Origin of the sequence: Curtobacterium sp. MCPF17_051 (assembly GCF_003234595.1) — a bacterium.
GTDB classification, from domain to species: Bacteria; Actinomycetota; Actinomycetes; order Actinomycetales; family Microbacteriaceae; genus Curtobacterium; species Curtobacterium flaccumfaciens.
In genome coordinates, this window is record NZ_QKSE01000012.1 from 1 (window position 1) to 22,156 (window position 22,156).

Below are 22,156 nucleotides of genomic sequence, written 5' to 3' on the forward strand. Positions count from 1 at the left end.
CTCCGGTCGCGTCCACCCCTGCTGTCGAGCCCTCCACGACCGCCCCCGCGGCCGGCCCGGCCACGCGCCCGGTGCGACAGGTCGTCGACCAGGTGACCAGCGCCTCCCGGCCGGTCACCGACACCGTCGCGAACGTCCTGCGCCCCGTCACCGGCACCGTGGAACGCGTCACCGACGCGCGCCCCGTGACCGCGGTCGTCGACACCGTCGACGACGTGGTCGGCAGCGTCCCGGTGGTCGGCACGGTCCTCGGCGACGACACCCTCGGCACCGTCACCGGCCCGGTCACGGGCCTGGTCGACGACACGCTCGGCTCGGTCGGCACGACCGTGGGCACCGTCCCCGACGTGATCGAGGGCGTCGTCCCCTCCGTCGGCGGCACCCTGCCAGGAGGCACGAGCCCCGTCGTCGACGTCCCCGCGCTCCCGGTGGGCGGCGGCTCGAACCCGTCCGCCGGGCCAGTCCCGTCGGTACCGGTCGCGAACGCACCCGTCCGGCCCGGAACCGTCCCCACGCAGGGGGCCTCGGCGCCCGCACGCGCCGTCGCCGCCGATGCCGTCGGCCACCGCTCAGCCGGGCTCCGCCCGTCGGCGACGATCGCCGCGGCCGCGACGACGGCCACGGTCGGCCCGTTCGTCGCAGCCGTCGAGGCGCAGAACGCGACCCTCGGCGGGCACGCGCTGCTCGTCCCCGCGGACGGCGAGGGCCACGGGCTCCCGTTCGACGGAGCTGACGCCGGCGTGCTCGGTGGCAGCGCCTCCTCGGCCTCCGGCGGCGCAGCAGCCGTCGGCATCGTCGGCTCGACCGACGACATCGTCTCCCTCGCCGCGGGGTCTCGCGGCACGCTCTCCGACGACGCGGTCCCCGCATCCGTCGTCGGCGAGCACGACGTCGCCCCTGACTGAGATCGGTGCGCCTGTCCGCCACGGCAGGCACGCACACATCCCGGCTGCGTCCGCGGTCGGTGACGATCTCGATCAGGGAGTACGACCATGAACAAGTACGTCTCCAGAGGGCTCTGGTTCGCCCTCTTCGTCGGCGGGCTCACGCTCGGCGGCACGGCTGCGGCGAACGCAGCCACGACATCCGGTGCCGAAGGCACCGTCTCGGGCACCCAGGTGGCCCCTTCCGTGGACGCCCCGGTGTCCCTCGGCGGCAACGCCGTCGCCGTGCTCGGTGACGCAGTGTCGAAGGCGACCGGGTCCACGCCCGCCGCTCCGGCTCCGGCCACGACCGCTCCTGCCCCCAGCACCTCGGGTGAGGACGGCACGCTCTCGGGCACCCAGGTCGTGCCGGACGTCGCGGCACCGGTGACGGTCGGCGGCAACGCGGTGGCCGTCGCCGGTGACGCGGTCTCGGCCGCCGTACCCGCGGCAGCTCCGACGCCTGCAGCTCCGGCTCCGGCGCCTGCTGCTCCGGCTCCGGCTCCGGCGCCTGCCGCTCCTGCGGTTCCCGCTCCGAGCACCTCGGGCGAGGACGGCACCGGTTCCGGCACCCAGGTCGCCCCGACCGTGACCGTCCCCGTGACGGTGTCCGGCAACGGCATCGGCGTCCTCGGTGACGGCACCTCGACGTCGACCGCCCCGGCGGCGACGACCCCGGCGCCGGCTGCCGAAGCCCCCTCGGCGCCCACCACCTCGGGCACCGACGGACTGCTCTCCGGCACCCAGGTGACCGGTCTGGTCGACGTCCCGGTCACGATCGGTGGCAACGGGATCGGCGTCCTCGGTGACGGGACCGCGACGGGCACGGCGCCCGCCGCGGGCACGGGTACCGGTACTGCTCCGGCGGCCGGTGGTTCGACCTCGGGTTCGGACGGCACGGCCTCGGGCACGCAGGTGTCCCCGGTGGTCTCGATCCCGGTCACGATCGGTGGCAACGGCATCGGCGTCCTCGGTGACGGGAGCGCGACGGGCACGGCGCCCGCCGCGGGCACGGGTACCGGTACTGCTCCGGCGGCCGGTGGTTCGACCTCGGGTTCGGACGGCACAGCCTCGGGCACGCAGGTGTCCCCGGTCGTGGACGTCCCGGTGACGATCGGTGGCAACGGCATCGGCGTCCTCGGTGACGGGACGAGCACCGGCGGCACGACGGCTCCGGCCACCGGCACCACGACCCCGACGACCGGCGGTTCGACCTCCGGCGACGGCGGCCTGCTCTCCGGCACCCAGGTCACCCCGGTGATCAACCTGCCGATCACCATCGGCGGCAACGGGATCGGCATCGTCGGTGACGGCACCAGCACCACCCCGGGCACGGGCAGCGGTACCGACCCCGGTACGGACCCGGGCACCGACCCGGGCACGGACCCCGGCACGGAGCCCGGTACCGTCCCCACCGACGGGACGGGCACCGGCACCGGCACCACGCCCGGCACGGCGACCACCCCGGTGGACGTGGTCGGCGTCGTCGAGCCGACCCGGGCCTCCACGGCGGGTGTGGTGACCACCACGACCGCTGCCACCAACGGGGTCCGGACGAGCACCGGGACCGTCGCGGCCGCCGCCGCGGCCGGTGACGGCCAGCCGGAGCTCGCGTACACGGGAGCCGGCTCGCCGGTCCTGCCCGTCGGGTTCGCGCTCCTGCTGCTCCTCGCCGGAACGGGCACGCTCGTGCTCCGTCGCCGGCACTGACCGACAGGTCGACGAGGGACGCCGCACCCGCGGCGCCCCTCGTCGTCACGCCGCCCGGGAAAGCACGCGTGTGCATGTCGCGACGGAACGCGGGTCGATCGACGCGTGCTTCGTCGGAAGATGCCCACGCATCGGATGTGCGTGCATGGTTCGACAGGACACCAGTCGATCGACGAGTGCTCTGTCGGAACATGCCGGCGCACCTGATGCGCGCAAAGCGGCGATGGTGCGACGCCCCGTGACGGACGGGGGAGCAGAACGACGCAGCCGTCAGCGGCCTGGGGTATCGTTCCGACTACGCAAGCGCTCCGGGGTCGGTGTAATTCCGAGCCGGTGGTGACAGTCCACGAACTGATGACGGGTGCGAACCCGACAGAGGTTGACCCGGTGGGATTCCGGGACCGACGGTGAAAGTCCGGATGGGAGGCGCGCTGGGCGGACAGGACGACCCCACGACCCGTGGTGTGCGACCCGTCCGTCGATGCCGACGATCGTCGAACGCCCCCGGAGTCCCGTTGAGAGGACACCAGTGTTCACCGGCATCATCGAGGAACTCGGCACCGTCACCGCCGTCGAGCAGCAGGGCGACTCCGTCGCGCTCACCGTCCACGGCCCCGTCGTCGTGCAGGACGCCCGGCACGGCGACTCGATCGCGACGAGCGGTGTCTGCCTGACCGTCGTCGAGCAGACCCCCGAGACCTTCACCGCCTTCGTCATGAAGCAGACCCTCGACATGAGCGCCCACGGCGCGCTCCGGGTGGGGGACCGCCTGAACCTCGAACGTGCCGCCTCGGTGGGCGACCGCCTCGGCGGGCACATCGTGCAGGGCCACATCGACGGCACCGCCACCGTGCTCGAGACGGCCGACGGTGACGGCTGGCGGCGCGTGCGGTTCTCGCTCGCGCCGGCGCTCAGCCCCCTCGTGGTCGACAAGGGCTCGATCGCGCTCGACGGCGTGTCGCTCACGGTCAGCGCGGTCTCGCCAGAGGGCACCGCGCCCGACGCGGCCTGGTTCGAGGTGAGCCTGATCCCCGAGACGCTCGAGGCGACGACGCTGGGACTCCGCGTGCCGGGTGACCGGGTCAACGTCGAGACCGACGTCCTGGCACGGCACGTCCGCCGCATGCTGCGGCTCGACGCCGCGGCGCAGTCGCTCGAGACAGTCGGATCGGAGGCCCGGTGATGGTCGCCGAGGTCGGTGCCGTCCCGCAGGCACTCGGGTTGTCGAGCATCGAGACCGCGGTCGCGTCGGTCGCGGCCGGCCGCCCCGTGATCGTCGTCGACGACGAGGACCGTGAGAACGAGGGCGACGTCATCCTGTCCGCCGAGCTCGCCTCGCCGGAGTGGATCGCCTGGACCGTCGCGCACTCGTCGGGGTTCATCTGCGCGCCGGTCAGCACCGAGATCGCCGACGCCCTCGACCTGCCGCCGATGGTGGCGCACAACGAGGACGTCCGCGGCACGGCCTACACGGTCACGGTCGACGCGGCCGTCGGCGTGACCACGGGCATCAGCGCCCACGACCGCGCCCGCACGCTGCGGGTCCTCGCCGACCCGACCTCGGTGCGTGACGACCTGCACCGACCCGGACACGTGGTGCCCCTGCGGGCACGACCGGGCGGGGTCCGCGAGCGCGCCGGGCACACCGAAGCAGCGATCGAGCTCGTCACCGCGGCCGGTCTCCGGCCCGCTGCGGCGATCTGCGAGATCGTCGACGAGGACGGCAGCATGATGCGGCTGCCGGCGCTCGTCGCACTCGGGGCACGCGAGGGCGTGCCCGTCATCACCATCGCCGCGCTCGCCGAGTGGCTGGACGCGGCAGACCGGGCGGCGGCAGCGACCGCAGCGCCCACGGAAGGAACGACACGATGAGCGGAGCAGGCGCGGCGGACCGCGACCAGGTCGACGGCACCGGGATCCGGGTGGCCATCATCGCCGGACAGTGGCACGACACCATCGCCGCGGGCCTGCTGGCCGGGGCGGAGCGTGAGGTCGAGCGGCTCGGTGCGACGGCCGACGTGATCCCCGTCCCCGGCAGCTTCGAGCTCCCCGTGGTCGCGAAGACCGCGCTCGAGGCCGGTTTCGACGCGGTGGTCGCGCTCGGCGTCATCATCCGCGGCGGCACCCCGCACTTCGAGTACGTGTCGGGCGCGGCGACGAGTGGCCTGACGCAGGTCGCGATCGACACCGGCAAACCCGTCGGGTTCGGTGTGCTCACGCTGGACGACGAGCAGCAGGGGCTCGACCGCGCCGGGCTGCCCGACTCCAAGGAGGACAAGGGCGCCGAGGCCGCGCACGCGGCGATCAGCACCGCGGTGACGCTGCGGTCCCTGCGCGTCCTGGTCTGAGCCCCGGACGCCCCACGCAGAACGGCCCCGCACCGGTGAGGTGCGGGGCCGTTCTGTCTGCGCGGACGGGCGAGCGGCTGTGCTCGCTGGCCAGCAGCTGTGCTTGCTGCCTAACGCTTGCCGAACACGTGGATCGGCAGGAAGAAGGAGAGGCTCATCAGGAGCACGCCGGCCATGAAGACGAAGGCCTGGCCCGACTCGACCTGGAAGGCGAACCCGAACAGGTACATCGACACCAGCAGCAGCAGGATCGAGAAAACAGCGGCGATGACGCGGCCCACGGGATACCTCCGGGTGTCGACGAGTGGATCGTTCCCCAGTCTATCCCCAGCCGGGCGTGTGCCGGTTCACGCTCCCGGTCGCGTCGCGATCAGACGGTCGACGACGGTGAGCAGGGTCTCCATGTCGACGCTGCCCCGCTTCGGTCGCACCTCGCTCGCGGCACCGAGTGAGGCCTGGTGGTACAGCCCGTCGCCGAGGAGCTTGACGGCCTGCGCGGTCGGCTCGTCACCGAGGGCGTCGACGAGGGTCGCGAGCCAGGCGTTCTCGGTGTCGTCGAGGGTGCGTCCGGCCTCTTCGTAGCCGGCCTGCTGCAGGCGGCTCGCGGCGAGCAGGGCGAGGTCCAGCTCGCTGCCGACGAACAGGCAGTTGCGGACGAAGTAGCGCGCGGCGCCGTCCTCGGCCTCCTGCATGCGCTCGACGTCGATCGCGGACAGGTCCGACAGCCGTTCGCAGAGCCCCTCGACCAGGGCGGCCTTGGAGCCGAAGTGGTAGAGCAGGCCGCCCTTCGAGACACCGGCGCGCGCGGCGACGGCGTCGAGCGTGGCGGGACGCTCGCCTTCCTCGCACACGATGGCGACGAAGCTGTCGAGGACACGGTCGCGGGCACTGGCCATGCCGAGAGTCTAGGAGCAGTTCCGGGGGGCGCGGACGCCAGCTCCTCCGTGGTCGCCGTGAACGCTCACGAACCGCCGCAGGACCATTGCTCATCCCTCCCGCACCGGCTAGCGTCGAGCCGACCGTGAAGGTTCACGAGACGACAAGGATCCGCATGTCAGCGCAGACGGCGAACACCGCCACCACCCCGAGCTCGACCACCACCGACCGCCCCGGGTGGGCCGTCCTCGGCCCCGGCGGCATCGCCCGACGCTTCCTCTCGCAGCTGCCCGCCAGCGGGGGCGTCCTGGTCGCGGCCGGCAGTTCGTCCGCCGAGCGGGCGCAGGTCTTCGCCGACGAGGCCGCCGGGTTCGGGTTCGCCGACGTGACCGCCGGTACCTACGACGAGGTCCTCGCCGACCCGCGGGTGGACGCCGTCTACGTGTCGACCGTGCACACCGGGCACGCCCGACTCGTGCTCGCCGCACTCGAAGCCGGCAAGGCAGTCCTCTGCGAGAAGCCCCTCGCCGTGAACCACGGCACCGCGATGGCGCTCACCGACGCCGCACGCCGGTCCGGCCTGCCGCTCGTCGAGGCGTTCATGTACCGCTTCCACCCGCAGACCGCGGCGCTGCTCGACCTGGTCCGTGACGGCGTGATCGGCGACGTGACCCACGTCGACGCCTCGTTCGCCTTCCGGACGGGCGAGCGCACCGGTCGCCTGTTCGACGTCGACACCGCCGGCGGCGGGATCCTCGACGTCGGCGGGTACCCGGTGACGATGGCTGCGGCGATCGTGCAGGCCGCCACCGGGGTCGCCGTCGCCGAACCGGTGGACCTCACCGCCACGGGCACGCTCGGGCCGACCGGGGTCGACGAGTGGACGGTCGCGCAGCTCGCCTACAAGGGCGGGATCACGGCGACGGTCCGGACCGGCGTCTTCGTGCAGGACGACAACGCCGTGTCGGTGTACGGCTCGCGCGGTCGCATCGCGCTCACCGACCCGTGGACCCTCGGCGACGACCCCACCATCGAGATCCACACCGTCGACGAACCCCCTCGCTCGCTGTCGTTCGCGGGTGAGCACCCCTACGCCCGAGAAGCCGACGCCACCACCGACGCCCTGCGTGCCGGCGGGGTCGAAGCGGCGCAGATGACCATCGACGAGACCCTCGCCACCGCCCGCACGCTCGACAGGTGGCGCGCGGCGATCGGCCTGCGCTACCCCTTCGAGGCCGAGACCGCCGACATCCCGACGGTGTCCGGCCGACCGCTCACCGTGCAGGACGGCAACCCGATGCGCTTCGTCGAGGTGCCGGGCGTCGGCAAGCGGATGTCCCGCCTGGTGATGGGTGTCGACAACCAGCCCGACCTGGCCCACGCCAGCGCGATCTTCGACCTGTTCGTCGAGCAGGGCGGCAACGTGTTCGACACCGGGTACATCTACGGCGGCGGTGTGCTCGAGGGCCGGCTCGGCAGGTGGATCCAGAACCGGGGGATCCGCGAGGACGTGGTCGTCATCACGAAGGGCGCCCACACCCCGTACTGTGACCCGGAGTCGATCACCCGACAGCTGCTCGAGAGCCTCGAGCGCCAGGGCACCGACTACGCGGACATCTACATGATGCACCGCGACAACCCCGACATCCCGGTGGGGGAGTTCGTCGACGTGCTCGACGAGCACCGCCGAGCCGGGCGCATCCGCGTGTACGGCGGCTCGAACTGGACCCCCGCACGGTTCGACGAGGCGAACGCCTACGCACGGGCCAACGGCAAGCACGGGTTCGAGGTGCTCAGCAACCACTTCGGTCTCGCCGAGGCGTACGACGTGCCGTGGGACGGCTGCGAACACGCGACCGATGCGGCATCGAAGGCCTGGCTCGAGGAACGCCAGGTCCCGCTGCTGCCGTGGTCGTCGCAGGCCCGCGGGTTCTTCACCGGCCGCGCGACGCCCGAGGACACCAGCGACGCCGAACTCGTCCGCTGCTACTACTCGGACGACAACTTCGAGCGGCTCCGGCGTGCGCGCGAACTCGGCGAGCAGTTCGGCGTCCCCGCGACGGCGATCGCGCTGGCGTACGTGCTCAACCAGCCGTTCCCGACGTTCCCGCTCTTCGGACCCCGTACGATCGCGGAGGCCCGGTCGTCCATGACCGGCCTCTCCGTCGACCTCTCCCCGGAACAGGTGGCATGGCTGGACCTCCGCGCCTGACCCCGGGCGGCCGCGCGACGATCATCGACGTCGCCGCGGCCGCCGGGGTGTCCCGGCAGACCGTCACCCGCGCGATGAACGGCATGTCCGGCATCAGCGCGGCGACCAAGGACCGCGTGCTCCAGGCCGCGGCTGCGCTCGACTACCGTCCGTCACGGTTCGGCCGCGGGCTCGTCACGGGTGGCGACCACCAGCTCGGGCTCGTCGTCAACGACCTGCGGAACCCCTACGCACCGGCACTCGCATCCGCGGTGCTCGGCCTGGCCGCCGCCCGCGGGTGGAACGTCATGCTCGCCGACGTCGGGCTCGCGAGCGACTCGGACCGGATGGTCGAGTCCCTCGGCGCCCAGACCGACGTCGTGATCGGCTACCTCGGGTCCCGAGCGCCGGAGTGGATCGAACGGCTCGGCTCGGTCCCGGTCGTCGAGCTCGACCCCTCGGGGCCGGTGACCCGCGCCGCGGTCCGGATCGACCCGACCGCCGCGATCGAGGACCTCGCCGACCACCTCGTCGACGTCGGGGTGAAGCACCCCGTCGTGCTCGACGCCGCCGCCAACGGTGTGCCGAGCCAGCGCGGGGCGCACATGGTCGCGGCACTCCGGCGTCGCGGGTACCTGCCAGACCTCGTCATCGCGTCCGCGCCCACCGCCGAGGCCGGCGCCGGACAGACCGAGCGGATCCTCGCCGAGCACCGCCGGGTGGACGCGGTCCTGGCGTTCAACGACGTGCTGGCCCTCGGCGTGCTGTCGGCCTGCCGTCGTGCCGGCGTCGACGTCCCCGGTGACGTCCGCGTGGTCGGCGTCGACGGCCTGCCGCTCGGGACGCTCGTCGCGCCGACGCTCACCACGCTGGCCGTCGACCTCGACGAGGTCGCCGGCCAGGCCCTCGACCTGGCGCTCGGCATGCTGGCGGGCGAGCTGCCGCGCTCGGGCGCAGCCGTCGAGCGCACGGTGCGACACCGGTTGCTGCTCCGCGAATCGGCGTAGGCCCGACAACGCGACCAGTGGACCGACGCAAGGCCCGTGGCGGGATCGACACGGGCCTCCCGGCCATCAGTTGCATTTGCAACCAAAACCGTCCGGACGGTACACTAACGGAGTCCTGACGGGGCGCGTGTCCATCCCGCGTCCCGTCTCGTCTGCCCCACGTACCACCCGCCGTCGACCTGGTCCGGCTCGAAGTCCCAGGAGTCCGCCGTGTCCGCACTGCTCACCAGTCCCGTCGCCACCCGCGTCACCGGGAGCCGCGCCCGACGGTTCCTGGCGCTCGCCGTGCTCATGCTGCCGGTCCTGCTCATCTCGGTCGACAACACCATCCTGAGCTTCGCGCTGCCGTCGATCAGCCGCGCGCTGAACCCGGACGCCATCACGCAGCTCTGGATCGTGGACGCGTACCCGCTGGTGCTCGCCGGCCTGCTCGTCGTGATGGGCAGCATCGGTGACCGCATCGGCCGACGGCGGATCCTGGTGATCGGCGCGACCGGCTTCGCCCTGTTCTCGGTGGCCGCGGCCTTCGCGACCGACGCCTGGATGCTCGTCGCGGCCCGGATCGCGATGGGCGTGTTCGGCGCGATGCTCATGCCCGCCACGCTCTCGATCATCCGCAACGTGTTCGTGGACGCGGGGGAGCGGCGGATGGCGCTCGCCGTCTGGTCGACGATGTTCGCGGCCGGCAACGCGCTCGGCCCGCTCGTCGGCGGCGCGCTGCTCGCACACTTCCACTGGGGCAGCGTGTTCCTCGTCGCGGTGCCGATCCTCGTGCTCATGCTCGTCGGTGTGCCGTTCTGCGTGCCGGAGTCCCGCGACCCGATGCCCGGGCCGGTCGACCTGCCGAGCATGTTCCTGTCCCTCGGCGCCCTCGCACCGATCGCCTGGGCCATCAAGTCGGTCGTGCACCCCGAGGAGCGCGGCCTCGCGATCGCCATGCTCGCGGTCGGTGTCGTGTGCGGCATCGCGTTCGTCCGTCGGCAGCTGCGGTCCCGCACGCCGATGCTCGACCTGCGGCTGTTCCGCAGCACGGCCTTCACGGGCAGCGTGCTGATGAACCTGGCGGCGATGTTCTCGCTCACCGGATTCCTGTTCTTCATCGCCCAGCACCTGCAGCTCGTGGCCGGACTCGACCCGTTCGCGTCCGGCGTCGTGCTCATCCCGGGGTCGGTCCTGACCATCGTCGCCGGGCTCGCGGTCGTGCCGATCGTGGCGCGTGTCGCTCCGCGCTGGGTCGTGTCGGTCGCGCTGCTGTTCTCGGCGGCGGCGTACGCCCTGGTCGCGGTCCTCGGACACCACGCCTCCATCGCCGCGCTGGCGTTCGCGTTCGTGCTGCTCGGCATCGGGATCGGGGCGTCCGAGACCGTGACGAACGACCTCATCATCTCGACGGCTCCGGCGGACAAGGCGGGTGCGGCGTCGGCGATGTCGGAGACGGCGTACGAGATCGGCGCCGTGCTCGGTACCGCGGTGCTCGGGACGATCCTGGCGACGACCTACCGGGCGCACGTCGTGGTGCCCGACGGGTTGTCCTCGGCCGCGCACGTCGCGGCGCAGGAGACCCTCGGCGGCGCGGTCGCCGCGGCGGGGCAGCTCGGCGGCAGCGCCGGGCAGGTGCTGCTCGAGTCCGCACGGGCGGCCTTCGACTCCGGCGTGACGATCACGGCGGGCGTCGCCGCGGTGCTCATGGTGGTGGCGGCCGCGGGTGCGCTCGTCATGCTCAAGCGCCGCTGAGCGGTTCAGCGGGCGCACTGCGGGCGCGAGCTGCGCTTCGTGAGCAGGCATGGTCGGGTCGCCGTGCGTGACCCGACCATTCCTGCTCACGAAGTGCCGCCACGGCGCGCCCGCCGCGCCCGAACCTGTGAATCGTTGACCTCAACCAGGGTTCAGGTCATACGTTGGGTGGCAGCCGCCGAGTGACGGCAGCCCCTCCCGAAGGAACGACCACGATCACCATGCCCGACGAAGCACCGGCAACCATCGCCGACGCGTACAAGTCCGCCTTCCGCGGGCACCCTGCCGGCGTCGCCGTCATCACGGCCGAAGGCCCGGACGGACCGACCGGCCTCACCGCCTCGAGCGTCGCGAGCGTGGCCGTCGACCCGCCCGTGCTGGTCTTCTCGCTCTCCACGAACTCCGGCTCGGCCGGGGTCGTGCTCGGTGCGCCGCTGTTCGTCGTGCACCTGGTCGACTCCCTCGGGGTCGCACTCGCCAAGCGCTTCGCCTCGACCGGCAGCCCGGCCGCCGATGACCCGATCTGGGGCACCCTGCCGTCCGGCGACCGCTACCTGCCGAGTGCGGCGAGTGCACTCCGCTGCCGACCGCTGTCGACGACGCCCATCGGCAGCTCGACCGTCGTCGTGGCCGAGGTGCTCGACATCATCGTCGGCGCCGATCGCGGCGAGCCGCTGGTCTACCACAACCGGGAATTCCACTCCCTCACCGATCGTTCCCGGCTCTCGTGAGCCGCGGAGCCGCGTCCACAACCCACTGATCGAAAGGACCTCACATGGCTGAGTACACCCTGCCGGAACTGCCGTACGACTACGCCGCGCTCGAGCCGCACATCAGCGGCAAGATCATGCAGCTGCACCACGACAAGCACCACCAGGCCTACGTGACCGGTGCCAACACCGCGCTGCAGCAGCTCGGTGAGGCCCGCGAGTCCGGCAACTTCGGTGCGATCAACAAGCTCGAGAAGGACCTCGCGTTCCACCTCGGTGGCCACGTGAACCACTCGATCTTCTGGACCAACCTCGGCCCGGACACGAAGGTCCCCGAGGGCGAGCTCGCCGCGGCGATCGACGAGTTCTTCGGTTCGTTCGAGAAGTTCCAGGCGCAGTTCGCCGCCGTCGCGAACGGCATCCAGGGCTCCGGCTGGTCCGTGCTGGCCTGGGACACCGTGGGCCAGAAGCTCACCACGTTCCAGCTCTTCGACCAGCAGGGCAACATCCCGTTCGGTCTCGTCCCGATCTTCATGCTCGACATGTGGGAGCACGCCTTCTACCTCGACTACCTGAACGTCAAGGCGGACTACGTCAAGGCCGTCTGGAACATCGTCGACTGGGAGAACGTCGCCGCTCGTTTCGAGAACGCGAAGTCGCAGCGGTTCGTCACGCTCTGATCAGCGTCGGCGGGTCACCACGGTGACCACCTGACGAACGGGAGGCACGGTGCCGGCTGGCACCGTGCCTCCCGTTCGTGGTCCGGGTGCCGTTCCGGACCGCACGCCGTCACCGGGTTCGCGACCGGTCCTCGGTCGCGCTCGCGTTCGCGCTCAGCGCGCGGTCGGGGTCGGTCGTGCTCGAAGCGAGGTCGTGGGCGATGCGACGCAGTGCGGCGTCGGCCTCGGTGTGCGCGCGGTCGACGAGCGCGCTCCACTGGGCTCCGCGGGCGGCCATCACCGTGTTCTGGGCCGCGCGTTCGGCGAGGACGGGGTCGGCGCCGTGCGCCCGGCACCACGCCCGGATGGCCGCCAGGTGGCAGCGGTGCGCGCGGCGCTGGCGGTCGCGCCCGTCGAGGGACTCGACCGACCCGAGTTCGAAGGTGAGTCGCGCGGCCAACGCGCGGTGCGGATCATCGAGCCCGCCGAAGGCCGCGACCAGGTGATCGGCGAGGGCGTCGGCGTCGGCGCCGGGGTCGAGCGTCGCCACCGGCCGTGAGGCCGCCAGGTGTTCGACGACGGAGTCGATCAGGGCTTCGCGCGAGCCGAAGTGGTAGACGACCGGGTAGGCGCTCGTCCCGAGCACGCGGCCGAGGCCCCGGACCGTGACGTCCTCGATCTTGGTCTCGACGAAGTGGTCGACGACCTTCTCGAGGATCGCGGGTTTGCGGGTGGGGTCGGGCTTCCTGGGCATGGCATCTCCGTCGTCGGGGCGTGGTCGCGCGACCGCCCACATACTAGCAGCCGGTATATCAGTGGCACCATGGGCCGTCGTGTGTGATCTCTCCGCGAACCCTCCGTTTTCACCGATAGAAACGGAGAAAAACTCGGCTACCGGTACACTGTTGCGGATGTCCATGCCGTACGAGGGCGCTCCGCCGCCGTCCCGGCCCGAGGGGACCCGCGCCGGACGGGTGGTCACGGGCCGCCGTCGTGGCGCCGGAAAACGCTTCCTGGTCGTCGGCGACGTCCTGGACGGTGTCCTCGTGCACACCACCGCACACCGGATCGGGGTGCACGACCCCGCCGCGGAGATCCGCCACCGGCCGACCGGCGCCGGTGGCAACACGGCCACCTGGCTCGGCTGGCTCGGGGCCGAGGTCGACGTCGTCGCCCGGGTGGGGGTCGACGACGTGTACCGCCACGAGCGCGCGCTCGAGGACGCCGGGGTCCGTGCCCACCTGCGGTACGACGCGATGACGTCCACCGGGGTCGTCGTCTCGGTCCGCAACGACCACGGTCGCACCGCGATGTCCGACCCCGCCGCGAGCGGGAAGATCAGCGCCGCCGACGTCCCGCCGTCGGTGGTCGCCCGCGCCGACATCGTGCACCTGACCGGGGCCGCCATGCTCGGCGGCGGGGCCGATCGGCTCGCCGACCTGGTGGCGTGCGCCCGGACGGGGCCGGCGCGCGTGGCGGTGGACCCCTCGTCGGTGGCGGTGATCGAGACGATCGGCGCCGACCGGTTCCTCCAGGCCCTGCGGGGCGTCGACGTGCTCTTCCCCGACCAGCACGAGGCGCTCGCCCTCGCCGGGGGCGACGACCTCGACACCGCGGTGCGGCGGCTGACGGAGCACGTCCCACTGGTCGTCGTCACGGCCGGCGCCGACGGCGCGCTCATCGGACGCCGGGGCCGTAGCGTCCACCGGGTCCCCGCGACACCGGCGACCGTCGTCGACACCATCGGGGCCGGGGACGCGTTCGTCGCCGGGTTCGTCCGTGCGTGGGCGACGGATCCGGTCCGCGTCGGTGCGGCAGCCCGCGAGGGCACGCGGGTCGCCGCGCGGGCACTCGGCTTCGTGGGCGGTCGACCGCCGGTCTGAGCCGACGGGTTCTCGGTCGGCACTCCCGGGTCGGCGCTCCGTCGGGTCAGCGCTGGGTCAGCGCTCCGACGGTTCGGCGACGACGTTCAGGGTCTGCACACGCCCCGCGGCGGCGGGCGCGAGCCGGATCTCGACGCGCAGGCGCCCACAGGTGCCGGGGAGCCACCAGCGCAGGTGCGACGGCGCCGCCGAGTACTCGGACACCGGTGCTGCACCGAGGTCGGCGCCGACGTCCGCGACGGCCTGTGCCACCGCGCGCCGTCGTCGGTCGTAGGGCACGTCCATGGCGACGTTCGGCGTGCAGATCGCGTCGGCCAGGTCGTCGCGCCAGTCGGCCAGGAGGCGCGTCACGGCGGCCTGGGCGACTCGCGTCGCGCGGGTGGTCGCCGCCACCCCGCTGGTCGCTCCGGCCACGTCGGTGCCGGCTTCCGATGGGCTGGGTGTCCGAGCCGTCAGCGCCGCGTCGAGCACGAGGTCGTGCGCCTGCTGCGCGGCCGCTGAGACCTTGGCCTGGGTGGCGTTCTCGAACGCGACGACCCCGAGGCCGTCGCGCATGGACCACCGCATGTGTGCGGAGAAGCCCGGGTAGCCGCCGGAGTGCGAGACGAGCTCGCCGAAGCGGTCGTCCTGCTCGACGAACAGTCCGAAGCCGTAGGCCGTCGCGCGAGCCGAACCCGGGACGACGGACGACGGGACGACCCGCATCGCCTGCTGCATGAGCCGGCGGTCGGCGGGGGAGACCGGGCCGGGTTCCGGCGCTGCGGAGAACGCCGAACCGAGGTGCGTCGCCCAGCGCGCCAGGTCGCGGACGGTCGAGAAGAGCCCGCCGATCGACGAGAACGCGCCAGGGCCCGTCATGGGCAGGGGTTCCCAACCACCCTGGTGGCCTCGGGCACCGGTGACGACGAACCCGGTGGACTCGTCGGCGCTGAACACCGTGTCGGCGAGCCTGAGGGGACGGAGGACGGTCTCGCCGGCGGCCGCGGTGAAGGGCTGCCCCGTCACGACGGCGACGACCCGGCCGAGCAGCGCGTAGCCGAGGTTCGAGTAGGCGAAGCGGGTGCCGGGCAGCGAGTCGAACAGCAGGCCGCCGCGCAGGACCTCGTCCAGCTCGGCGTCCGAGATCGACTCCTGCCGGTCGGCCCAGGGATCGTCGGTGGGGAACCCCGCCGACATCGTCAGCAGCATCCGCAGCGTGGGGACGGGGGAGTCCGGGGTCGGCAGGGTGACGGCGCCGAACGCCGGCACGAAGTCGGTGATGGGCGCGTCGAGGTCGAGCGCACCCCGTGCGACGAGGGTCAGCAGGGTCGCGGCGGTGACGCTCTTGGTGCAGGAGGCGATGCGGTAGACGGTGTCGGCGTCCGGCCGCCGGCCGTCCCCGCGGTCGCCGTGCCCACCGGACGCGACGAGCCCGGAGCGGTCGAACACGCCCCACACGCTGCTCGGTGCGATGCCCTCTTCGACACGAGCACGGAACAACTCGTCGACCTGGTCGACGACGGCGGCGACCGCGGGGTGCGCCCCGGTCACGATCGCCGCATCCGTTCGTAGGCGTCGAGCGCCCGCTGCCGCGACGCCTTCAGGTCGACCATCGGCTCAGGCCGGAGCTCGTCCGCGGGGACCCAGCGGTGGACATACTCGCGGTGCGGGTCGAAGCGCTCGAGTTGCCGGTCGGGGTTGAAGACCCGGAAGTAGGGGGCGGCGTCGAAGCCGGAGCCCGCGACCCACTGCCAGTTCGCCGCGTTGTTGGCGGGGTCGGCGTCGACCAGGGTGTCCCAGAACCACTGCTCCCCGACACGCCAGTCGACGAGCAGGTTCTTCACGAGGAAGCTCCCGGCGGCCAGCCGCACCCGGTTGTGCATGGCGCCGCTGTGCCAGAGCTCGCGCATGCCCGCGTCCACCAGGTCGAAGCCGGTCAGACCCTGCCGCCAGCGGTCGAGCTCGGCCGCTTCCGGGTCGCGCCACGGGAACGCGTCGAAGTTCCGACGGACGTTGACGGTGGCGATGTCGTCGCAGTGGAAGTACTCGTTCCAGTTGAACTCCCGCCAGGCCAGCTGGCGGAGGAACGCGGCGGCGTTCTGGCGCTGCGCGGGCTCGAGCCGCTCGTGCAGGCGGTGCCACACCTGGTACGGGCTGATCTCGCCCCACCGCAGGAACGGGGAGAGGCTGCTGGTGGCTTCCATCGCGGGCTCGTCGCGCTGGTCGTAGTCCTCGAGCGCGTGCTCGACGAAGTGCTCGAGCTGCTGCCGGGCGCCCTGCTCACCCGGGGTCCAGGCGTCACGGAGCCCGCCGGCCCAGTCGGGCTTCGTCGGCAGCAGTGCCCAGTCGGCCAGAGCATCACCGGTGACGTCGGCCGCAGCCGGCAGGTCGTCGGGGTCGGGCAGGGGGTGGCGCGGTTCGGGCAGTGCCTGGACGGCGTTCCAGAACGGGGTGAAGACCTTGTACGGCTCGCCCTGCCCGGTGAGCACGGTCCACGGTTCCCAGAGCAGGTTCGCCGCGAAGCTGTGTGCCTCGACACCACGGTCGTGCAGGGCCGCTTTGATGCCGGCGTCGATGTCCCGCTCGACGGCGCCGTACCGGCGGTTCCAGTACACGGCCTCCGCCCCGGTGTCGGCGACGAGCTGGTCGATGACCGTCGCCGCGGCACCGCGCCGGAGGACCAGCCGGGAACCCCGCTCGCGCAGGTCGGCGTCGAGGGCGCTCAGGGAGTGGTGCAGCCACCAGCGGCTCGCGGCACCGATCGGACGGAGCCCGGGGGACTGCTCGTCGAGGACGACCACCACCGTGACGGCACCACCGTGGTCGATCGCCGCACGGAGTGCGGGGTTGTCCGACAGCCGCAGGTCGTCACGGAGCCAGACGATCGCGCCGGTCACACCGTCGCCGTATCCGGAGCGGCCACCGGGCGAGCCGTCGACCGCCGGCCCGGTGCGGTGCCGACCGCCAGCCGGAGCTTCGTGCAGAGTTCGGTGAGGGTGCGAAGTTCGGGGTCGGACAGTCCCGCACCGACCTGCTGCGCGATGCTCGCCGCGTGCTGCACGGCGACCTGGCGGTAGACGTCGAAGCCGTGCGGGGTCAGCGCCACGATCACGCCGCGGGCGTCGGTGGGGTCCGGCTGCTTCTCGACGATGCCGCGGGCGAGGAGTCGGTCGACCAGGCGGCTGACGCTCGGCTGGGTGAGGAGCAGGTGCCCGGTGAGGTCGCGCATCCGGCAGCGGCGTCCGGGCTGGGTCGACAGGTTGAAGCAGACGTCGTACTCGTTGAAGGAGATCTCGTCGCCGGGGAAGTCCGCGTTGAGACTCCGCATCACGGCGACCTGGGCGCGGAAGAGCGCTTCCCAGGCGGCGACGGCGGTCGCCTTCTCACTGCGGCGTGTCTCGCTCACGTTCGCGTTCCCTCCGGTCGTACGGTCTGACCACACTACCGACGGAGCCGGACAGGAGCCGGGCGACATGCACGAGGGCCGGCCGCCTGTCGGCGACCGGCCCTCTCCCTTGCACCAAGAGTTTCCTGCAATCACATTCCGCAGGCGGTGCCACAGCAAACACCGTCTGCACCACCGACTGTATAACGAAGCGGTAACGGCGCGCCAGCCTCTCCGTGGCCGGTTCGCTGCGAGTTCACCAAGAGCAGTCGATGAGGCTCAGAAGAGGTCGGGCGACGGGGTCGACGCGTACCGCACGGCGACGTCCGCGTGCCGGTCGAAGCGGTAGCCGACGCCCCGCACGGTGCGGACGATCTCCTCGAACGCGCCGAGCTTCGAGCGGAGCCGACGCACGTGCACGTCGATGGTGCGCTCGTTCGGGGTCTCGTCCTCGCCGTCCGACCAAAGGCCTTCGATGATCGCGGAGCGGTCGACGGTCTGGCCCTCGCGGAGGACCAGGAACTGCAGGAGCTCGAACTCCTTGTAGGTCAGGGGTGCTGCTTCGCCGTCGAGGGTCACGCGCTTCCGCGAGATGTCGATGACGACACCGGTCTCCTCGGGCTCGGGCTTCTCGGCCTGCTTGCGGGCGGCCACCGCGGAGCGGTCCTGCAGGGCGAGGCGGACGACGTCGACGTCACGGCCACCGGAGTGCTCGGCGGCGACGGCGACGGCCGCGTACGTCTCGGACGACGGGACGAGCTGCGCGGTGAGGGCCTTCAGCTGCTCGACCACCGCGGCCAGGGTCGTGCCGGCGGCGGCGGCCTTCGCTTCGTCGATGCCGACGTACAGGGCGAAGCCGCGGGCCTCGGTGCCCTCGGGGAGCGCGCGGTTCCGCTGCGGCGCGACCACGGGGCTCGTCGGCACGGCGGCCGGTCCGGTGGCTGCCGGGGAGGCCGGGCGCGGGCGGATCGGCGTCACGGTGCCGAGGTCGGTCGGGGCCGGTGCGGTGCGGAGCGAGGTGCGGGGCTGGGCGATGGTGAGCGACATGGTGGTTCTCCGGGCGGTGTGGCCGGTGCGCGGGTGGCGCGGCGGCCGGTGTCGAATGCGTCATCCCGGGTACGGCGGTACGCCGATGTGCCCTGCGGTCCTGCTGCGGACCGGGGCCGACCCGGGGGAACGGGAGACAGACCTCGTGACGTGGTGCGCGTCGCCGACGGTGTCCGTCGCCCGGGGGATCACTCGCTCGCGACGGGGGTGGTGTCGCGGGGGATCCGGCTGGAACGGGTGCCGATCAGGCACACATTCGACAACGCATGACCGGCATGGTCGGCATCATCGCGCCGACGGTCCCCACTGCCCCTGCGGAGGAGCACGCCTCGGAGAGGACGCGGGTGGACACGGTTGCAGTCATGTGACGAGTATCTGCGGTATACCAACGCGGTGTCAACCGTCCGCGCGGACGGTGCGGTGGGCGCGACCGCACGGGCGTCGAGCGCCACGCCCGTTCTTTCCCATTGCGCACGCGATGGGAAGTGGAATCGGGCGTACCGGGTGGAAAGAACCGACCTGGTACGCCCGAATCGACCAGGTACGCCCGGAACGACCGGGTACGACCGGAACGGGCAGGTACGCCCGAATCGACCTGGTACGCCCGGAACGGACGGTGCGGTGGGCGTGACCGCACGGACGACAGGAGGCGCGGTGCCGACCGGCACCGCGCCTCCTGTCCGTGGGTGGTCGCTACTCGGCCAGGCCGTAGAGCCGGTCGCCGGCGTCGCCGAGGCCCGGGACGATGTACCCGTTCTCGTCGAGCTTCTCGTCGAGCGCACCGAGGACGATCGAGACGTTGCGGTCGCCGACGGCCTGCTCGACCATGGCGAGCCCCTCGGGGGCACCGAGGATGCACACGCACGTGACCTCCTGCGCACCGCGGGCGAACAGGAAGTCGATCGCGGCGGCGAGGGTGCCACCGGTGGCGAGCATCGGGTCGAGCACGAAGCACTGCCGACCGGACAGGTCGTCGGGCAGGCGCTCGGCGTAGGTCTGCGGCTCGAGCGTCTCCTCGTTGCGGGCCATGCCGAGGAAGCCGACCTCGGCCGTCGGGACGAGCTTGACCATGCCCTCGAGCATGCCGAGCCCGGCACGGAGGATCGGGACGACGAGCGGCCGCGGCTTGGCGATCGCGACGCCCATGGTGTGCGCCACCGGCGTGTCGATCGGCGTCGCCGTGACCCGGACGCCCCGCGTGGCCTCGTACGCGAGGAGCGTGACGAGCTCCTCGGTCAGGGCACGGAACGTGGGGGAGGGCGTCGTACGGTCGCGGAGCACCGAGAGCTTGTGGGTGATGAGCGGGTGGTCGGCGACGTGGACTCGCATAGGGTCGAGCCTAGCGTGCCGCCGACCGTCAGGAGGTCCCGTGGAGGAGCCCGCAGCCCGCCCGTTCGTCCCGGCGATGGAGCGTGCGCTCGACGAGGCCCGACGCTGCCTGGAGACCGACGACGTCCCGGTCGGCGCCGTGGTGCTCGACCGTGACGGCGTCGTGGTCGCCACCGGCCGGAACGAGCGCGAGGCGCGACAGGACCCGACGGCCCACGCCGAGGTCCTGGCTCTGCGTGCTGCAGCGGCGGTGACGGGTGACTGGCACCTCGAGGAGCACACGCTCGTGGTGACGCTCGAGCCCTGCCCGATGTGCGCCGGCGCCGTCATGGCCGCACGGGTGCCCCGGGTCGTGTTCGGCGCGTGGGACCCGAAGGCGGGCGCCAGCGGCAGCGTCTACGACATCGCCAGGGACCGCCGGCTGCCGCACCGCTCCGAGGTCATCGGGGGCGTGCTCGAGGCAGCGTGCGCCGAGCTGCTCGACGACTTCTTCAGTCCGCGGCGAGGATGACGATCGCCTCGGTCGGCGGCTGCGGCCCGGTGCGCAGGACGTCCGGTTCGACGTAGATCACCCGGGCGATCGGCACGGCGCTCCGGACACGCTGTTCGACGGTGTCGATGCCGGCGGCGACGTCGCCGAGCCGGCGGTCCCCGTCCACGGCGACCTTCACGCCGACCATCAGTTCGTCCGGCCCGAGGTACAGGGTCTTCAGGTGGATGATCGCGTCGACCTCGGGGCCGTCGAGCACCGCCTGCTTGATGCGCTCGACGTCGGCGGCGGTCGCGCCCTCGCCGACGAGCAGGCTCTTCGTCTCGATGCCGAGCACCACAGCGACCGCGATGAGCAGCGCCGCGATGAGCATGGTGCCGATCGCGTCGAACACCCCGTTGCCGGTGATCGCCGTCAGGCCCACGCCGAACAGCGCGAAGACCAGGCCGAGCAGGGCCGCCGTGTCCTCGAGCATGACGACGGGCAGCTCGGGGGCCTTCGCGCGGCGGACGAACTGCACCCAGCTCTGCGAACCCTTCTGCGGCCGGGCCTCCTTCAGTGCGGTGCGGAGCGAGAACCCCTCGAGACCGATGGCGATGACGAGCACGACGAGGGGGAGCCACCAGTTCTCGAGCGGGTGCGGGTGGGCGAGCTTCTCGATGCCCTCGTAGAGCGAGAAGACACCGCCGACCGAGAACAGGATGATGGAGACGACGAACGCGTACACGTAGCGTTCACGCCCGTAGCCGAAGGGGTGCTCCTGGTCCGCCGCTCGCCGGGCCCTGCGGCCACCGAGCAGCAGCAGGAGCTGGTTCGCGGAGTCGGCCAGGGAGTGCACGCCCTCGGCCAGCATCGACGCTGATCCGCTGATCGCCGCCGCGATGAACTTCACGATCGCGATGCCGATGTTGGCACCGAGTGCGGCGAAGATCGCCTTCGTGCCTCCGGAAGCGCTCACAGCTGTCCCCTTCTCGTGGTCTGCGACACGATCCTAGGCGGGTCGCGTCGGTAGGGTCGGGAGCATGACGATCGACCTGCCCCGCGCCGCCCTGCTCGGCGTCGGCTCCATGTCCGGCGCGGTCCTCGACGGCCTGCTCGCCGCGGGACTCGACCCGGCCACCGTGACCCTCACCACGAAGTCGGAGGCGTCCGCTGCTGCCCACCGGGAGCGCGGCCTCGACGCCACCGCGAGCGACACCGACCCCGACGCCAACCGGGCGGCCGTCCGCGGTGCGGCCCTCGTCGTGGTCGGTGTGAAGCCGTACATGATCGCGGACCTGCTCGACGAGGTCGCCGACGACCTGGAGCCCGGTGCCGTCCTGGTCAGCGTCGCCGTCGGCACCACCACCGCGAGCATGGAGGCGCAGGTGCCCGCCGGCGTCCGCGTCGTCCGTGCCCTGCCGAACACCCCGATCGGCGTCGGCCAGGGCGTCACCGGCATCAGCGCGGGCACCTCCGCCGACGCCGGGGCCGTCGCGCTGGCGTCGTCGGTGTTCACCGCCTCGGGTGAGGTCATCGAGGTGCCGGAGTCGCAGCTCGACGCGCTGTCCGCCGTGTCCGGTTCCGGCCCCGCCTACGTCTTCCTGCTGGTCGAGCAGTGGCAGCGCGCCGCCGAGGAGCTCGGGTTCACCCACGAGCAGGCGGCGACGATGGTGCAGGGCACCGTCCGAGGCGCGGTCGAGCTGCTCGAGCGGTCGGGCCGCGAGCCCGCCGACCTGCGCCGTGCGGTGACGAGCCCGAAGGGCACGACGGAGCGTGCCGTGGCGGTGCTGCAGGACGCCGACCTGGCTGACACGCTGCTGCGCGCGTCGCGTGCCGCGATCGCGCGTGCCGAGGAGATCGCCGCGTCGTAGACGCAGCCGCAGTGCGGACGGGAGGCCCGTGG

Annotated in this window: 22 protein-coding genes and 1 riboswitch; of the genes, 13 read left to right on the forward strand and 9 right to left on the reverse strand. The window is 72.4% G+C overall.

What is annotated here, in order from left to right:
* The 5 genes from DEJ35_RS17285 to ribH form a co-directional block, all read left to right on the forward strand.
* On the forward strand, positions 1 to 905 hold a 905-nt coding region (locus DEJ35_RS17285; RefSeq protein ID WP_111192699.1), incomplete at its 5' end, for a hypothetical protein.
* 87 nt (positions 906 to 992) lie between these two features.
* Positions 993 to 2,633, forward strand: coding sequence for a hypothetical protein (locus DEJ35_RS10600; protein ID WP_258378465.1), 1,641 nt, complete (start codon positions 993 to 995; stop codon positions 2,631 to 2,633).
* 300 nt (positions 2,634 to 2,933) lie between these two features.
* A riboswitch (FMN riboswitch) is annotated at positions 2,934 to 3,068 on the forward strand.
* A gap of 94 nt (positions 3,069 to 3,162) precedes the next feature.
* A complete protein-coding gene (locus DEJ35_RS10605; protein WP_027466316.1) occupies positions 3,163 to 3,816 on the forward strand; it encodes a riboflavin synthase in 654 nt (217 codons plus the stop codon).
* On the forward strand, positions 3,816 to 4,505 hold the full coding sequence (gene ribB / locus DEJ35_RS10610; RefSeq protein ID WP_110861612.1) for a 3,4-dihydroxy-2-butanone-4-phosphate synthase: 690 nt from the start codon (positions 3,816 to 3,818) through the stop codon (positions 4,503 to 4,505). The genes DEJ35_RS10605 and ribB overlap by 1 nt, the downstream gene beginning before the upstream one ends.
* The gene (ribH, locus tag DEJ35_RS10615; RefSeq protein ID WP_110861610.1) at positions 4,502 to 4,981 is read left to right on the forward strand and encodes a 6,7-dimethyl-8-ribityllumazine synthase; all 480 of its coding nucleotides are present in this window, start codon (positions 4,502 to 4,504) and stop codon (positions 4,979 to 4,981) included. Before ribB ends, ribH begins: the two co-directional genes overlap by 4 nt.
* Positions 4,982 to 5,091: 110 nt before the next feature.
* Here the strand turns inward: ribH and DEJ35_RS17290 are convergent, their stop codons facing one another.
* Together DEJ35_RS17290 and DEJ35_RS10620 are read right to left on the reverse strand one after the other, a co-directional pair.
* Positions 5,092 to 5,262, reverse strand: a complete 171-nt coding sequence (locus tag DEJ35_RS17290; RefSeq protein ID WP_017888559.1) for a hypothetical protein — start codon at positions 5,260 to 5,262, stop codon at positions 5,092 to 5,094.
* Positions 5,263 to 5,328: 66 nt separating this feature from the next.
* The gene (locus tag DEJ35_RS10620) at positions 5,329 to 5,877 is read right to left on the reverse strand and encodes a TetR/AcrR family transcriptional regulator (protein ID WP_027466318.1); all 549 of its coding nucleotides are present in this window, start codon (positions 5,875 to 5,877) and stop codon (positions 5,329 to 5,331) included.
* Positions 5,878 to 6,032: 155 nt separating this feature from the next.
* Here DEJ35_RS10620 and DEJ35_RS10625 point away from each other — a divergent pair, with 155 nt between their 5' ends.
* The 5 genes from DEJ35_RS10625 to DEJ35_RS10645 all read left to right on the forward strand — a co-directional run bounded on the left by DEJ35_RS10625 (position 6,033) and on the right by DEJ35_RS10645 (position 12,179).
* Positions 6,033 to 8,069, forward strand: a complete 2,037-nt coding sequence (locus DEJ35_RS10625) for an aldo/keto reductase (RefSeq protein WP_111192700.1) — start codon at positions 6,033 to 6,035, stop codon at positions 8,067 to 8,069.
* Complete coding sequence (locus tag DEJ35_RS10630; protein WP_111192701.1) at positions 8,048 to 9,055, forward strand: LacI family DNA-binding transcriptional regulator; 1,008 nt, start codon at positions 8,048 to 8,050, stop codon at positions 9,053 to 9,055. The genes DEJ35_RS10625 and DEJ35_RS10630 overlap by 22 nt, the downstream gene beginning before the upstream one ends.
* A gap of 210 nt (positions 9,056 to 9,265) precedes the next feature.
* Positions 9,266 to 10,789 (forward strand): MFS transporter, encoded by a 1,524-nt coding sequence (locus DEJ35_RS10635; RefSeq protein ID WP_111192702.1) that lies wholly within the window; start codon positions 9,266 to 9,268, stop codon positions 10,787 to 10,789.
* Positions 10,790 to 11,010: 221 nt separating this feature from the next.
* Positions 11,011 to 11,520 (forward strand): flavin reductase family protein, encoded by a 510-nt coding sequence (locus DEJ35_RS10640; protein WP_027466322.1) that lies wholly within the window; start codon positions 11,011 to 11,013, stop codon positions 11,518 to 11,520.
* 44 nt (positions 11,521 to 11,564) lie between these two features.
* Positions 11,565 to 12,179, forward strand: a complete 615-nt coding sequence (locus DEJ35_RS10645; RefSeq protein ID WP_027466323.1) for a superoxide dismutase — start codon at positions 11,565 to 11,567, stop codon at positions 12,177 to 12,179.
* A 109-nt stretch (positions 12,180 to 12,288) separates the two neighbouring features.
* On the opposite strand, the gene DEJ35_RS10650 is transcribed toward DEJ35_RS10645, so the two are convergent.
* Positions 12,289 to 12,912, reverse strand: a complete 624-nt coding sequence (locus tag DEJ35_RS10650) for a TetR/AcrR family transcriptional regulator (RefSeq protein WP_111192703.1) — start codon at positions 12,910 to 12,912, stop codon at positions 12,289 to 12,291.
* Positions 12,913 to 13,069: 157 nt separating this feature from the next.
* Here DEJ35_RS10650 and DEJ35_RS10655 point away from each other — a divergent pair, with 157 nt between their 5' ends.
* Positions 13,070 to 14,041 (forward strand): carbohydrate kinase family protein, encoded by a 972-nt coding sequence (locus DEJ35_RS10655; protein ID WP_181420115.1) that lies wholly within the window; start codon positions 13,070 to 13,072, stop codon positions 14,039 to 14,041.
* Between the two features lie 57 nt (positions 14,042 to 14,098).
* On the opposite strand, the gene DEJ35_RS10660 is transcribed toward DEJ35_RS10655, so the two are convergent.
* The 5 genes from DEJ35_RS10660 to upp form a co-directional block, all read right to left on the reverse strand.
* Complete coding sequence (locus DEJ35_RS10660; RefSeq protein WP_111192705.1) at positions 14,099 to 15,571, reverse strand: serine hydrolase; 1,473 nt, start codon at positions 15,569 to 15,571, stop codon at positions 14,099 to 14,101.
* Complete coding sequence (locus tag DEJ35_RS10665) at positions 15,568 to 16,917, reverse strand: deoxyribodipyrimidine photo-lyase (RefSeq protein WP_111090271.1); 1,350 nt, start codon at positions 16,915 to 16,917, stop codon at positions 15,568 to 15,570. The genes DEJ35_RS10660 and DEJ35_RS10665 overlap by 4 nt, the downstream gene beginning before the upstream one ends.
* Positions 16,914 to 17,426, reverse strand: coding sequence for a MarR family winged helix-turn-helix transcriptional regulator (locus tag DEJ35_RS10670; protein WP_181430073.1), 513 nt, complete (start codon positions 17,424 to 17,426; stop codon positions 16,914 to 16,916). Before DEJ35_RS10670 ends, DEJ35_RS10665 begins: the two co-directional genes overlap by 4 nt.
* A 258-nt stretch (positions 17,427 to 17,684) precedes the next feature.
* On the reverse strand, positions 17,685 to 18,452 hold the full coding sequence (locus DEJ35_RS10675; RefSeq protein WP_111090273.1) for a winged helix-turn-helix domain-containing protein: 768 nt from the start codon (positions 18,450 to 18,452) through the stop codon (positions 17,685 to 17,687).
* 693 nt (positions 18,453 to 19,145) lie between these two features.
* A complete protein-coding gene (gene upp, locus DEJ35_RS10680) occupies positions 19,146 to 19,781 on the reverse strand; it encodes a uracil phosphoribosyltransferase (RefSeq protein WP_110861591.1) in 636 nt (211 codons plus the stop codon).
* Positions 19,782 to 19,857: 76 nt separating this feature from the next.
* On the opposite strand from upp, the gene DEJ35_RS10685 reads away from it, so the two are divergent.
* Positions 19,858 to 20,292: a nucleoside deaminase gene (locus DEJ35_RS10685; RefSeq protein ID WP_110861637.1), complete on the forward strand. Its 435-nt coding sequence runs from the start codon at positions 19,858 to 19,860 to the stop codon at positions 20,290 to 20,292.
* On the opposite strand, the gene DEJ35_RS10690 is transcribed toward DEJ35_RS10685, so the two are convergent.
* Positions 20,273 to 21,229: a cation diffusion facilitator family transporter gene (locus tag DEJ35_RS10690; protein ID WP_111192706.1), complete on the reverse strand. Its 957-nt coding sequence runs from the start codon at positions 21,227 to 21,229 to the stop codon at positions 20,273 to 20,275. The genes DEJ35_RS10685 and DEJ35_RS10690 overlap by 20 nt on opposite strands.
* 64 nt (positions 21,230 to 21,293) lie before the next feature.
* Between DEJ35_RS10690 and proC the strand changes: the two genes are divergently transcribed.
* On the forward strand, positions 21,294 to 22,124 hold the full coding sequence (gene proC / locus DEJ35_RS10695; protein WP_111192707.1) for a pyrroline-5-carboxylate reductase: 831 nt from the start codon (positions 21,294 to 21,296) through the stop codon (positions 22,122 to 22,124).
* Positions 22,125 to 22,156: the final 32 nt, after the last annotated feature.